Origin of the sequence: Simiaoa sp. (genome assembly GCF_051972595.1) — a bacterium.
GTDB lineage: Bacteria > Bacillota > Clostridia > Lachnospirales > Lachnospiraceae > Acetatifactor > Acetatifactor hominis.
Window position 1 is genome coordinate 56,044 of the sequence record NZ_JBOKRY010000013.1, and the last position, 14,269, is coordinate 70,312.

Below are 14,269 nucleotides of genomic sequence, written 5' to 3' on the forward strand. Positions count from 1 at the left end.
CATCCTTTTTTCTATTGCACCTGATCATCCCCGATCATCTCCCTAAGTTTGCCGATTGCCCGGTCGATACCGCCTACTTCATCGATAATACCTGTGTTTACCGCTTCTTCCCCCACCAGAATGCTTCCCACATCTTTTGTGAGGAAACCGGTTTCCATCATAAGATCTTCCAGCTTCTGTCTGCTGATCTTGCAATGTCTGCACACAAATCCCGTGATCCTGTCCTGAATCAGCTTAAAATATTCAAATGTCTGGGGCACACCGATCACCATGCCGTTCATCCGTACCGGATGAATCACCATAGTCCCTGTCGGTACAATAAAAGAATACTTACAACTCACCGCAATGGGTACACCGATGGAATGACTGCCGCCCAGCACCAAAGATACCGTGGGCTTGCTTAAGGAGGCTAACATCTCCGCAATAGCCAGTCCCGCTTCCACATCCCCACCCATGGTATTTAATAACACCAGAACACCTCCGATCTCCTCACTGTCTTCGATTGCTGCCAGCTGTGGAAGAATATGTTCGTATTTTGTGGTCTTGGAATTGCCTGAGAGATTTTCATGACCCTCGATCTCACCGATGATGGTCAGCAGATGAATCTTTTTTCCGGAAACTTCATCTGACAATGTCAGCTGCCCTGTTTTTTCAATCCGTTCATCTCTGTGCTCTTCCGCTTCGGTCTTCGGTGCTTCGGTCTTCGGCGCTTCGTTCCTGTTCTGATCGTTTTTTTTATGATTCTGCACGGTCTGTGCCCTCCCTGTTTCAATGATTTATGATTTTTGAAATATAAAAACAAAAAAGACGACACAAAGGCATCTTACCTTAGTATCGTCTTTTAGTATGTCCTGTTTTTATTATTTTAATGATCAAAATCGTCATCATCCGCTACCGGATAATCATAATCGCCGACATTATCACCAAGCTTATAATCCAACACCTTAGGCACATGCTTTTTCGGCAGAGGCAGGGGATTTTCGATAAATTGTATTTTGTCTGTCTCCGGAACCTCTTCCGGTGCCGGTGCCGTCTCTTCCTCCGGCAGATCCTCAGTCTCCAGATCCTGTACTTTCAGTCTGTGCTTTCGGGGAACCGCTCCTACGGGGACCGCCTCAACAGTCTCAGACGGCATCCCGCCAGCATCCCGCAGTCGTTCCATTTCGTACGGCAGAATCGCCTGTATTCCTGCACCGGCAACTATGGCCAGCAGCAGATACAAAAGCGTAAATCCCGGCATGTCCTCACTTAACATTCCGTAACCACTTAAGATTCCAAGTGCTAACACCTGTGCAAGCCACACGGACTGTCTTTCGCATTTTATCCTGCACCAGTAACTGAATACACCGCTTGCAAGGATCGTAACCATAATGGCTGCTACCACCTGATAAGGCACATAAGTGTAGAGGTTCGGCTGTTCATAGAGAGCAATCCATGTGAATTTCCCGGGGGAAAAGACTTTCCACCATGCCAGAAGCACATTCTCCATCTGCTTCCCACTGCCCAAAGCGTCCAGAGCAATGCAGGCAAAAAATGCCACTGCAGTACCGAACAGACCTAACACTCCTGCACCGATTCTGCGCATCCATTTTACCGGCTGCTTTGTCTCCAGAAAAAGCACGGAAAACACTACGAGCAGCAAAAGCAGTCCCGTCACATCCAGGTAAGCAAGAATTCCTATGGCAATGCCACCTAAGAAAAATCCGCCTACAGAATGGATACCGGGAGTGTCTCCCCGTTGTCTGAAACTATCCAATGCTTCCACGCATACACACAGGCCGATCATCCACAACAACTGATATAACGGTTCCGGGCCTAAAATCATCGTTCCCGACAGAGCAGGACACAGCATCCAGTATCCAAGAGCCACCACAGCAGCCACCGTACCGGTCAATTTTCGTACTGCAAAATATAAAAAGATTCCGGTCAGAATCTGCAATACCAGCTGCAGTACCAGTGCCGCCGTCATTTTATTACCTAAAAACACAAGCAGACCGTGAAGTACCTGCAAATAAAAATATACTGCACCATGCACCACCTGAGGGATCCGCGTGGTCTCTGTGACCTTTACCGCGTCAAACCAGATGTTACCACCCTCCCCGGAGATATCATACAGCATAATTTCTCTTACACGAAGTACGATTCCCACAGCAATCAGAGCTACTGCAATCACTCCTTCGATGATCAGCTTCATCTGTCCGGAGTTTTCAGCGCTTTGTGTCCATTTCGCCTGCAGGCATCTATGTAACAGAAAAACAACCAGCCCTGTCACCGCAAGCCATACGCCTGCGATAACAAGGCCGATCGGGCGGGAACCGCCCTCCGGCAGCATGACCATTGTCGTGCCTACCAGTCCGGTGCCCGCTATGATTGCATAAATGAACCACAATACAACACTTAAAATGCCTTTTTTATAATTCATTATTTCAGTACCTTTTCGATGTTATATCTGGGACGATGTTTTACCTCAATGTAAATCTTACCAATATACTGACCTACCAGTCCGATGGCCATAAGCTGAATGCCGCCTAAGAACCAGATGGATAGGATCAGGGAAGTCCAACCCGGTACCACATGTCCGGTACAATAAGAGATCAATGCATAGATTGCAGCCAGAATGCTTAAAAATACAATGATCATGCCGGCTCCCAAAATCATGCTGATCGGCTTGACACTGAAAGAAGAGATTCCGTTAAATGCCAGTGCCAGCATTTTCTTCAGCGGATACTTGGACTCTCCGGCGACTCTTTCCTTACGGTCATAGTAGACACAGTCGGTCTGGTATCCGATCAGAGGCATCATGCCTCTTAAGAACAGGTTCGTCTCCTGATATTTGGAGAACTGTTCTACCGCACGCTTGGACATCAGGCGGAAATCCGCATGATTGTAAACCGTCTTAACGCCCATCATCTCCATAACCTTATAGAAGCCCTGTGCGGTGGTACGTTTGAAGAAAGTATCGGTCTTACGTTCCTTGCGGACACCGTATACGATGTCACAGCCATTATGGAACTTATCGATCATCTCTTCGATCACGGCCACATCATCCTGTAAATCCGCATCGATGGAAACCGTCACATCGGACAGATCCATTGCCGTGATCAGTCCGGCGGTCAGTGCGAACTGATGTCCCACATTGCCTGCCAGCTTCACGCCGCATACCTGTACCGGATGCGCTTTATGTTCTTCTTCGATCAGCTCCCAGGTGCGATCCTTACTGCCATCATTTACAAACAGAATAAAACTGTCTTCCGCAATCTTCCCCTTGTGGATCAGATCATCCAGCACACCCCTCAGTGCTTCGGAAGCAATCTTCAATACCTCTTCCTCATTATAACAAGGAACTACAATAGCAAGTTTTTCCATACTGCCCCTACCCTTTCGATTTATTCGTCCCAGTTGTGATATACTGCCTGAACGTCATCATCGTCTTCTAACAGATCCAGTGTTCTCTGTAAATTTTTCACCGCAGTCTCATCGGTCAGAGTTACATAATTCTGAGGAATCATGGTGACTTCCGCACTGATCATAGGGATTCCGGCATCCTCCAGTGCTTTACGTACCTCTTCGAAATTATCGGGATCGGTCAGGATCTCGAAGCTGTCCTCCTCTTCGGAGAAGTCTTCCGCACCGGCATCCAGTGCTGTCATCATCAGATCATCCGCTTCCATATCACACTCTTCCTTGTCCACGATGATCTGGCCCTTTTTATCGAACATAAAGGATACGCATCCGGGAGTACCTACGTTACCCTGTCCCTTGGTGAATGCGCTTCTGACATTTGCAGCGGTACGGTTGGTATTGTCGGTAAGTGCATCTACGATGATGGCGATACCGTTGGGACCGTAACCTTCGTAAGTTACGTACTTGTAGTTTACATTGCCTACATCGCCGGCTGCCTTCTTAATACCGCGGTCAATAGTATCATTGGGCATGTTGTTCGCCTTAGCTTTGGCAATAACGGTTGCCAGCTTAAAGTTGTTGGCAGGATCGGGACCGCCCTCTTTTACAGCGACAGCAATTTCACGTCCGATAATAGTGAAAATCTTACCCTTTGCTGCATCGTTTTTCTCTTTTTTATGCTTAATATTAGCAAATTTAGAATGTCCTGACATCTTTATTACTCCTTTGAATTTAAAGTTTCTTTCTCTTTGTATGCGCAACTCCTGCGCAATAACGTTTTTTTTATCATAGCATTATTTTTGTTTTTCTTCAAGCACTGATTGTCCGTCTTCTGCATTCTCCTGTGTTTTTATCTCCGGAAGCTTTTTGACGAGGACACTTCCAATCATTTTTTTGACCACGGAAAGGATCTTGAAATTATATCCCTTATAGTCCACATCAAACTGTTCATCCGGCTCTGGGATCCTGTCCAGTCTGGAGATCAAAAAGCCGTTTAACGTCTCGAATTCCTCCTCGTCAAAGGTAATGTCTAAAAGCTCTTCCACTTCCTTAAGCGGCGTCTTACCTTCCATGACATATTCGCCTTTACCGCGATTCTTGATATATTCCTGGTCTTCATCGTATTCATCCATGATATTGCCGACGATCTCCTCCAGGATGTCCTCCATGGCGATCAAGCCGTCGGTCTGACCGTATTCGTCTACAACAATGACCATCTGAAGTTTTTGGGACTGCATCTCTTTGAACAGTTCATCAATATTTTTTGTCTGAGGCACAAAATAAGGCTCTCTGAGCAACCCATCCAGCTTCGCAATGGGCACATCCAGCTTGTCATCGCTGATGTGGAACCTCATGGCATCCTTCAGATGTAAGATACCTATGATATGGTCAATATTCTCTTCATACACCGGATAGCGGCTGTTCTTACCTCCCAGCATGGATGCAATGGCATCCTTTAACTTTGTCTCGCCGTCGATAGCTACGATACTTCCGCGGTGTGTCATGATGTCCTGGGCTTCCTTGTCCCCGTATTCAAAAATATTTGAGATCATCTCTGCTTCACTTGCCTGGATGACACCCTGCTCATGACCTTCCTGTACCATGTTGATGATCTCTTCCTCGGTCACATCATTTTCATCTGTGTTATTGCGGACACCGAAGAGGAATAATATTCCCTTTGCAGTCAGATTTACCAGACCCGTCAAAGGAGATAAGAGTCTCGTAATCCAAAAGATCGGATTAATGCAGGCATATGCCCACTTTTCCGGTTTTCTGGATGCCATTTTTCTCGGGATCAGTACTCCGAAGGTCAGCAGAATATAAATCATGGCAACAAAAGACAATACCGTTGCAATCCCGGAGATCACTCCCGTGGGAACATTTTGAAGCGACAATCCGCCGACATTGATCACATGCAGGCCGTCGTCGATCGTCTGCAGCCAGATATTCAGGTAAAAGGCACCCATTAGAATATTGATCAGCGTAATGACTAACTGTACCGTATTGATATAGATCCCCGGACGGCTGACCATCTCAGAAAGCCGCACCGACCGGCGATCCTTTTCTTCCTCTGCTTTATGTAAGATCTCTTTTTCATTGAGGTTGTCAATGGCAGCATCAAATCCATAAAAAAACATATCTACCAATAGCAGCAGGAAAAAGAGAAATATGGCCACAGGCCCACTGATATCCATCGTTCATTTCATCCTTTCGTATTTTAATTCTTTTATATATCCTCTGGATACGCAGGGTATCAGACTATGTATCCAGTTCCAGACTTACCTTCAGTGCCCGGTTCACTCTCCGCATAATGTCACCGTCGAGATGACATACTTTATCCTTTAATCTCTTCTTGTCAATGGTGCGCAGTTGTTCCAGAAGCACTACCGAATCCTTATCCATATCATAAAGACGGGCATTTAATTCAATGTGTGTAGGCAGCTTCGCCTTATTCATCTTTGAGGTGATTGCAGCGCAGATCACGGTAGGACTGTGTTTGTTGCCAACATCATTCTGGATGATGAGCACCGGTCTGATCCCGCCCTGTTCCGAGCCGATCACCGGCCGCAGATCCGCGTAATAGACATCTCCTCTTCTCATTTCTACTCCTTATATCAGCGATTTAGGATAAGTATTGCCGATTCTTACGGAGTTATACGAACACTTTTGATCCGTCAGAAATTTTCAAAATAGTCTCTTACTTCTGTAATCTCACCATGCTGTATGTAGACCCTGGGAATTCTTTTCCCCAGATCACAGACAAATTCATAATTAAATCTGCCGGAAAGTTCTCCAAGTTCTTCCGCTGTGATCCGTTCTGTGCCGTCCATACCGAGAAGCGTTACTTTGTCGCCATCCATTGCTTCCGGGATCTCCGAAATATCCACCATGAACTGATCCATACAGACTCTTCCGAGGATCGGTGCTTTCTTCCCATGGATCAGTACATAGCCTCTTCCGGACAGGCTTCTGGGATAGCCGTCTCCGTAACCTACGGGGATCGTGGCTACTCTGGTGTCCTTCTGTGCTGTAAACAGCCCACCGTAGCTGACACTCTGTCCCGCATGAATCGTCTTACAGTATACAATATGGCTGTAGAGAGACATGGCGGCCCGCAGGGGTACAATGTCTTTACTTACTTCTTCGGAAGGATACAGACCGTAGGTCGTGATTCCCGCCCGGACCATATCCATATTTGCCTGGGGCATTTCCAAGATTGCAGCACTGTTGGAGCAGTGTTTGACAGGAATAGTAATCCCCAGTTCTGTCTGTATTTTGTCAATAAAATTCTGAAAAAGCTCCAGCTGATGATTCGCCGAAGTCTTATCCGCCTCATCGGATTTGGCAAAATGGGTAAAAATACCCTCCACCTCCAGCTCCGGATGCTCTATAAGGAATCTGACGAACTCCAGTCCTTCCTCATCCGGCGTAATGCCGATTCTGCCCATGCCGGTATCTACCTTGATATGAACCTTTGCCTTCTTTCCGACCTTTGCCGCTGCTGCGGCCAGCTCTTCCACCGTATCCCTGCGGTAGACTGCCGGACGGATCTCCTCCCGGATCAGTTCTTCGTAGCAATAGGGAAAAGTATATCCCAGGATCAGGATCGGTTTCTTCACGCCTGCTTCTCTGAGTACATGTGCCTCTTCATAAGTAGCTGCTGCATAGCCGAACATGAAATCCAGCTGCTCTAACATTTTAGCGATGGGGACACCACCATGACCATATCCGTCCGTCTTAATGACTGCCAGTATTTTCGTGTTCTCCGCAATGTTTTCTTTCATATGGACCATATTTTCCCAGATGGCATCCAGATCCACTTCCGCCCATACCCGTTGATAGGACTCTAATTTTTCCTGCAGTTCTCTCGTCATATTTTCACGCTTTCTTATTTTGATTTTTCATCAGACATTCGGCGATATCTCCCGCCATCACACCATATTCGGTATGAAGTCCGGCCGCCAGATCACCTGCCATGCCGTGCAGATATACGCCACAGGTCGCAGCCTCCGGGGCATCCATTCCCTGCGCCAGCAATCCCAGGATCACGCCGGTCAGCACATCTCCGCTGCCTGCCGTAGCCATTCCGCTGTTGCCCGTGGTATTCAGATAGCAGGCTCCCTGTTCCTTACATACCACAGTCCTCGCATCCTTGGCAACTGCTACGGCATGAAATCGCTTGGCCAGTATTTTCGCACATGTGGGGAGGTCGTCCTTGCACTCTGAGGTCGTCCGTTTTAGCAGTCTTGACATTTCCCCCACATGAGGTGTCAGAAGGATCACTCTGCCTTCCGCACCCTGGGCGCGCAGTTCTTCTGCCAGCATCCTGCCGTTCTCCTCTGCCAGGAGGTTTAGGGCATCTGCATCCAGCACCAGCGGCTTCCTGCTTCTCTCCACCACGGTCTTCAGACATTGCAGTGCCTGTTCTTCTCTGCCGATGCCAGGACCTATGGCGATGACATCCGCCCAGTCTAAGCTCTCCGTCAGCTGTCTGCAGGAGCCGTACAACGCTTCCGGAATCCCCTGCTGTATGATCTGTCGGTTCTCTTCCGCGGTAATCACCTTTACCATGCCGGCTCCGGTACGATAGGCTGCTTTCGCCGCCAAAATGGCTGCACCCGCCATGCCGTTACTTCCTGCAACAAGCAGTGCTTTGCCGAAGGTTCCTTTGTTCCCTGAAGCGTTTCTCTTAATTAACTGTACGGAACCTTTCTCATAAGTGTACATTTCTGGTTCCTGTCCTAAGAAGCTCTCCTGTCCGATCCCCACATTCGCAGTCCGGACTTCTCCGGCGTATTCCGCACCGGGATACAGTACCAGTCCTCTCTTACAGAAACCAAAAGTGACCGTGGCATCCGCCAGAAATGCACAACCCAGCACTCTGCCGGTATCTGAGCAGATACCGCTTGGCACATCCAGTGCCAGCTTAAATCCCTCTGCCTTGTTCATCTCTTTTACGGCATCCGCATAGTTTCCCTCCACAGGGCGGCTTAATCCCACGCCGAAGAGGGCGTCTACAATTACATTATATTCATCCACCGCAATATTACTGTCTGTCTTCACCGGAAAATGTTGCAACGTCTGCCACTGCGATTTCCACTGCTTGGTAGCTCTCTGCATATCTCCCACGCATTTTACCGCGACTGCGTATCCGTCCGCCGCAAGAAGTCTTGCTAACGCCAGGCCATCGCCGCCATTGTTCCCCATACCAGCAAAAATGAGCACTTTCGTCCGTTCTTTCACGGCATCAAAGCGCTCTTTTATAAAATCCTCCGCTGCCAGAGCCGCTCTCTCCATCAGGACCGGCCCCGGTATGCCGAGGTACTCTATGGTATTCTTATCGTATTGCTTCATTTCCTGTGCAGTTACCAGATATTTCATACTATTTTTGCTCCGGATTATATTTCATGTCAAACAGATTGACCACCTCTGCACCAAAGATGTCATGCATGTAGTTATAGATCTCCTGATTCTGCTGCTCCATCTGCTGTTTCTCGATCAGACGTTTTTTCAGTTCAATGCGAATAGCACTCACCCACTCCGCAGTATCATTGATCTGTTTGTCATTATCCTTCATAATATCATAGCAGCACTCCATAGTAAACATCATAAGCTGAAGATTTAATCTTTCGATCTCCCGGGGGAGGTCTTTCAGCTCATCTTCATAAGCTTCCAGCTTCTCATTACATTCTTCGATCAGTCGCTTATGTTCTTCGATCTGCTTGTTCAGCTTGCTGTTCTCACCCTGCTGATCCGCTTCGTTCACCATGGGAACGATCTCTTTCATCAGCTTCTTTTTCAGATTACGGATTTCCTTCGACTCCGTATTCAGCTTTCCCTGTCTTTTTAACAGCTGATTCAGAGCATCCTCCGTCTCTTTTAACGGAACAGAACCAGTCTTATTCAGCAGCTTGTACCACTTATTATCCAGGGTGAGTACGGGCAAATGTTTCCCAACAAGTGCACTTTTAAAAGCTTCCTGCCGGTTCCTCGCATTTTCTCCTGCGTTATCGTTGCCCATAATATCACTCCCTTTATGCCTTACTCTCTCGTAAGCTCACGAATTCGTGCTATCGCACTCTTCATCCCGCTTCGCAGCCGCTTGTTTTTCCCTGGGGCTCATTATTTTATATCTGAATTGTAACGGTTAATATTATACGAAAGTTTCATTAAACTGTCTGACAGATGTACATTCTCTACTTGTATTCCCTCCGGAACGTTCAGATCTACATGCGCAAAGTTCCAGATGGCGCGGATCCCGTTCGCCACCAGCTTGTCAGCCACTTCTACGGCACTGGTCTTGGGAATCGTCAGTACTGCAATATCAATGTCATTCTCCCGGATAAAAGATTCCAGCTGCTCCATGGGCATAACCTTCACACCACGGACATCTTTCCCCACAAGCTCCGGGTTCGCATCGAACATTCCCTTGAAAATAAAACCACGACGCTCGAAGTTCAAATAATTACCCAGGGCTCTGCCCAGGTTACCAGCTCCGATAATAACGAAATTGTGCTGCTTATCCAGTCCTAATATCTTACCGATCTCACGGTACAGATATTCTACATTATATCCATATCCCTGCTGACCAAATCCGCCGAAATTATTGAAATCCTGTCGTATCTGGGATGCGGTCACCTTCATCAGTCCGGAAAGTTCCTGCGAAGAGATTCGTTCCACACCTTCATCCTTAAGTTCCCCCAAATATCGAAAGTATCTGGGCAGTCTGCCGATCACAGCCTGTGAAATTCCTTTTGCTTCCAATACTTTCACCTCCGATTATTTAAGTATACACCATATGTTAAAAACTTGTCAATGAATTGACAGGTTTTCTTCTTTTCGTTACAATAAAATTTAAAAAGTCCGTTCTGTGTGGGCTGGAAATAAAGGATACTTACTACCATGATATTATCTTGTCAGAATATTTCAAAAGCATTTGTGGAAAATCAAGTATTAAAAAATGTCTCTTTTCATATAGAGGATCATGAAAAAGCTGCCATTGTGGGCATCAACGGTGCCGGAAAAACAACGCTGCTCCGCATCATCGTAGGAGAAATGACTCCCGATGACGGACAGGTGGTTCTGGCGAAAGACAAGACACTTGGGTATCTCGCCCAAAACAGCACCGTGGACACCTCTCACACCATTTACGAGGAACTGTTGTCCGTCAAGGCGGATCTGTTGCGCCTGGAGGAAAAGATCCGGGAATGCGAAAACAATATGAAGCATGCTGATGGGGACGCTCTGGAAGACCTGATGAAGCAGTACACCTCTCTCACCCACGCTTTCGAGACCGGCGGCGGCTATCTCTACCGCAGTGAGCTGGTCGGAGTGTTAAAGGGACTGGGCTTTACCGAAGATGAATTCTCCAAGCCGGTTGCCACACTCTCCGGCGGTCAGAAGACCCGGGTGGCGTTAGGCCGACTCCTGTTACAAAATCCGGATCTGATCATCTTAGACGAGCCGACCAACCACTTAGATATGAACTCCATCGCCTGGTTAGAGACTTATCTGTTGAATTACAAGGGAGCCGTTCTCATCGTCTCCCACGACCGGTATTTCCTGGACCGGATTGCCGGGAAAGTCATCGAGATCGATCAATCCAAGGCTACGACCTTTATTGGGAATTACTCCGATTATGCCATAAAAAAGGAACAGCTGCGCGTCGCTGCCTGGAATGCCTATATGAACCAGCAGCGTGAGATCAAGCATCAGGAAGAAGTTATCGAAAAATTAAAGTCCTTCAACCGGGAAAAGTCCATCAAGCGGGCGGAAAGCCGGGAGAAAATGTTGGACAAGATCGAGGTCATCGAAAAGCCCTCCGAGGTCCGCACGGATATGAAGCTGACGCTGACGCCCCGGATCTTAAGCGGAAATGATGTGCTGACTGTAGAGCATCTGTCCAAAAGCTTTGACTCCCATAAGCTTTTTACCGATGTCAATTTCGAGATCAAACGCGGCGAGCATGTGGCAATCATCGGTGATAATGGCAGCGGTAAGACCACTTTGCTTAAGATCTTAAACGGTCTCGTCCCCGCAGATCAGGGCACTTTCCGCCTAGGTTCCAATGTTGAGATCGGCTATTACGATCAGGAGCATCACGTGCTCCACAGCGAGAAGACATTGTTTGAAGAGATCTCGGACGATTATCCTTACCTGAACAATACCCAGATCCGCAATGTGCTGGCGGCTTTCCTCTTCACCGGGGAGGATGTGTTCAAGCGCATCAGTGATCTGAGCGGCGGTGAGCGCGGACGCGTGTCTCTCGCCAAGCTGGTACTCTCCAACGCAAACTTCCTCATCCTGGATGAGCCGACGAACCACTTAGATATCATGTCCAAGGAGATTCTGGAGGATGCCCTGAACGGTTACGAGGGAACCATATTGTATGTCTCCCACGACCGTTACTTCATCAACCGTACCGCCCACAGGATCCTGGATCTGACGGAGGGACAATTCGTAAGTTATGTTGGAAATTATGACTACTATCTGGAAAAGCACGACACCGTAATGGCTGCCATAGAAGCCAGTACTCCGCAGAGTGCGGATGCAGATAACACGGCTGCCACTAAGGCTGCAGAATCCGAAGTCAAATTGGACTGGAAAGCACAGAAGGAAGAACAGGCGAGACTCCGCAAGAAAGAAAACGACCTGAAAAAATGCGAGGAAAAGATTGCCGAGCTGGAAGCCCGCATCTCCGAGATCGACACCGAAATGTCCGATCCCGCCATCGGCACCCAGGTGGCGAAATTGCAGGAGCTGACTAAAGAGCAGGCAGCCTGCCAGGAACAATTGGAAAAATTATATGAACAGTGGGAAGAACTGGCAGAGTAAATATTTTTAAGGGAAGGGCACAGCAACGATAAAGTCGTTGGCTATGCCCTTCTTTTGGTACAACGCTGGAATATATAGGTTTAAATCGTAATATCATTGTTTTTGCAGAACGACCGAAGGTCTTCTTCGAATAGTTTATAATCTATCTTGCCCTTTTTAGAAACAGCTTTTACTGACGATAATATATTATTTATAATCAGTGTTTTCTTTCTGGCAATATCGGCATTAACATATTCCTCGTAATCAATATGTAGACTTACTGAGGCAAAACCAGATTTAAGTTCGCACCTCTTATGAGCTTTACAAAGCCCTTTTTCCAAAACAGCTGCCGGTGCAACGATTGGTACTATGCCAATAATATTTATTGCATCACTATATTTCTTCTCCCTGACATAATTTGACAGTTCTCGGCACATCCAATATATGTCATCGTCAACACCATACTCCTTGGTATAATATGCCGGTGAATTAATATTTAAGTCCATCTGATCTCCTTCTTTCTGCTATTATAACCTGTACATCGTTCCTGCAAAATGCATATTTTAATCACTCAAGATCACTAATCACTTCATCATAAGTGTATCTTACCTTTTTAATATTATGAGTGGCTTCCATTTCAGCCCGGAAATATGCCTCCGTCAACCGATCATACTGATCTTGTGTAACCCGAAAATAATAAAAGCCGGTGTCTTTTACATAATATGCCTGTTCACGCATCATTCTTCGTTTTTCTTCGGAATCTATATTTCCCTCATAGTATGGCATTGAAACGATATATGCCGTTTCCCCTGTTTGCGTTTCTTTGTTAAGGAATTCTTTTTCCATAAATCCTGTCATTCTGAGTAATTCACCATTTGGATCAAACTCATAATAAATCTGATTTATTCCTTCCCGATTCCATCTGACCACACATGTACCATTTAGTTTGATCCATGTGGAATCAAATCCGTTCCACAATGTTAGTCTTTTCTTTTCCTCATCATAACTTATTACATAAACAAACTCTCTCTCATCCGATATACACAAATCAGTAATTCCGTCACCCGTCATATCAAATAAGTAATAATATAGATCTTTCATATCTTTTGTACAATATTTCGTTACAAAATGTCCAGTTTCATCAATATAAACTTCTTTTTCTTCGAATATTTCATGAAAATTAATATCATTTTTTAAAAGCCCTAAAAAATAATTTTTGTATTTACATTCGCCTACCGGGAAGCGGTATTCGAATGAAATATCCTTATACTCGTTTAGCAACATCTCCACGGTGTTTTCCTGTGCGTAGACCATTTCAGAAAATGGTAACTCCCAATATCCTTCATACACTCTATCTTCACTTTTTTTACCCTTCTCATAATTTGGTTGCTCACCTTCTTGCCACAAATTTTTCGTTTGTTCTCTTGTTTTTAACTTTTGAAATTTTTTTATTCTAGCGCAAATGCAGTAGCTACTCAAACATAAGATTATAAACGAACCAACTAGTAATATAATTTTCATTTTTATTTTCATGATCTTACCCATGTCCAATTCTACAATATATTTTCCAATAGCTTTCAACAATTTATAAGTATGAAAAAGGTACTCACGAAAATTTAATTTTTCGTGAGTATCCTATTCATATCCTATTCTACAACATATAAATTTTTTAACCTATAATCTGTACTCTCAAAGTCAAGAGCATGACCTGCAAACTCTATAACTGTCCCACTCATATGTTCTTCAGAAAAGGCATAACTCTTCTTTGCATTACTTGAATTTGGATATGCTATACCTGTTTGGATCAATCCATTTTCTACATCCAAAAAAGCCGTTTCATTAATTTGATAAGGCTGTCCATCAGGATACTTGTTGTACGCATTAACTCCTACTGGTTTTTTCCATATTCTACCTAAAATTCCATTTCCACTTTGATGTGTATATTTAATACTTAAATTGTTTATTGTGTTATCCTTATGTTCCGTGGCTTTTTCAAACACCTCATTTCCGCTCGGATCCGTATAATTCAGATAGCTGCTCACGCAGTAATTAT

At 45.7% G+C, this 14,269-nt stretch carries 14 protein-coding genes; 1 reads left to right on the plus strand and 13 read right to left on the minus strand.

What is annotated here, in order from left to right; all coding sequences use genetic code 11:
• Positions 1-11 precede the first annotated feature (11 nt).
• The 10 genes from ACTRDR_RS06935 to ACTRDR_RS06980 form a co-directional block, all read right to left on the minus strand.
• Positions 12-749: a ClpP family protease gene (locus tag ACTRDR_RS06935; RefSeq protein WP_440526625.1), complete on the minus strand. Its 738-nt coding sequence runs from the start codon at positions 747-749 to the stop codon at positions 12-14.
• Between the two features lie 116 nt (positions 750-865).
• Positions 866-2,422, minus strand: a complete 1,557-nt coding sequence (locus ACTRDR_RS06940; protein WP_440526626.1) for a hypothetical protein — start codon at positions 2,420-2,422, stop codon at positions 866-868.
• A complete protein-coding gene (locus ACTRDR_RS06945) occupies positions 2,422-3,366 on the minus strand; it encodes a glycosyltransferase (protein WP_176862836.1) in 945 nt (314 codons plus the stop codon). The genes ACTRDR_RS06940 and ACTRDR_RS06945 overlap by 1 nt, the downstream gene beginning before the upstream one ends.
• Before the next feature lie 20 nt (positions 3,367-3,386).
• Positions 3,387-4,115 carry a YebC/PmpR family DNA-binding transcriptional regulator gene (locus tag ACTRDR_RS06950; RefSeq protein ID WP_022155128.1) on the minus strand — a complete coding sequence of 243 codons (729 nt, stop codon included), beginning with the start codon at positions 4,113-4,115 and terminating at the stop codon, positions 3,387-3,389.
• 81 nt (positions 4,116-4,196) lie between these two features.
• A complete protein-coding gene (locus ACTRDR_RS06955) occupies positions 4,197-5,597 on the minus strand; it encodes a hemolysin family protein (protein ID WP_440526627.1) in 1,401 nt (466 codons plus the stop codon).
• 64 nt (positions 5,598-5,661) lie between these two features.
• Positions 5,662-6,003 (minus strand): type II toxin-antitoxin system PemK/MazF family toxin, encoded by a 342-nt coding sequence (locus ACTRDR_RS06960; protein ID WP_022155129.1) that lies wholly within the window; start codon positions 6,001-6,003, stop codon positions 5,662-5,664.
• Between the two features lie 74 nt (positions 6,004-6,077).
• Positions 6,078-7,277: an alanine racemase gene (alr, locus tag ACTRDR_RS06965; RefSeq protein ID WP_440526628.1), complete on the minus strand. Its 1,200-nt coding sequence runs from the start codon at positions 7,275-7,277 to the stop codon at positions 6,078-6,080.
• 4 nt (positions 7,278-7,281) lie between these two features.
• Entirely contained in the window at positions 7,282-8,784 is a 1,503-nt protein-coding gene (locus ACTRDR_RS06970; protein ID WP_440526629.1) for an NAD(P)H-hydrate dehydratase, read from the minus strand.
• Position 8,785: 1 nt separating this feature from the next.
• Positions 8,786-9,424, minus strand: a complete 639-nt coding sequence (locus ACTRDR_RS06975; protein WP_440526630.1) for a hypothetical protein — start codon at positions 9,422-9,424, stop codon at positions 8,786-8,788.
• Positions 9,425-9,525: 101 nt separating this feature from the next.
• The gene (locus ACTRDR_RS06980; protein WP_440526631.1) at positions 9,526-10,167 is read right to left on the minus strand and encodes a redox-sensing transcriptional repressor Rex; all 642 of its coding nucleotides are present in this window, start codon (positions 10,165-10,167) and stop codon (positions 9,526-9,528) included.
• A 138-nt stretch (positions 10,168-10,305) separates the two neighbouring features.
• On the opposite strand from ACTRDR_RS06980, the gene ACTRDR_RS06985 reads away from it, so the two are divergent.
• Positions 10,306-12,237, plus strand: a complete 1,932-nt coding sequence (locus ACTRDR_RS06985) for an ABC-F family ATP-binding cassette domain-containing protein (RefSeq protein WP_440526632.1) — start codon at positions 10,306-10,308, stop codon at positions 12,235-12,237.
• 80 nt (positions 12,238-12,317) lie between these two features.
• Here the strand turns inward: ACTRDR_RS06985 and ACTRDR_RS06990 are convergent, their stop codons facing one another.
• The 3 genes from ACTRDR_RS06990 to ACTRDR_RS07000 form a co-directional block, all read right to left on the minus strand.
• A complete protein-coding gene (locus ACTRDR_RS06990; protein WP_440526633.1) occupies positions 12,318-12,722 on the minus strand; it encodes an Imm44 family immunity protein in 405 nt (134 codons plus the stop codon).
• A gap of 61 nt (positions 12,723-12,783) precedes the next feature.
• Positions 12,784-13,761 carry a hypothetical protein gene (locus ACTRDR_RS06995; RefSeq protein ID WP_440526634.1) on the minus strand — a complete coding sequence of 326 codons (978 nt, stop codon included), beginning with the start codon at positions 13,759-13,761 and terminating at the stop codon, positions 12,784-12,786.
• A gap of 101 nt (positions 13,762-13,862) precedes the next feature.
• Positions 13,863-14,269 (minus strand): hypothetical protein (locus ACTRDR_RS07000; protein ID WP_440526635.1); only part of this gene is annotated, 407 nt, incomplete at its 5' end.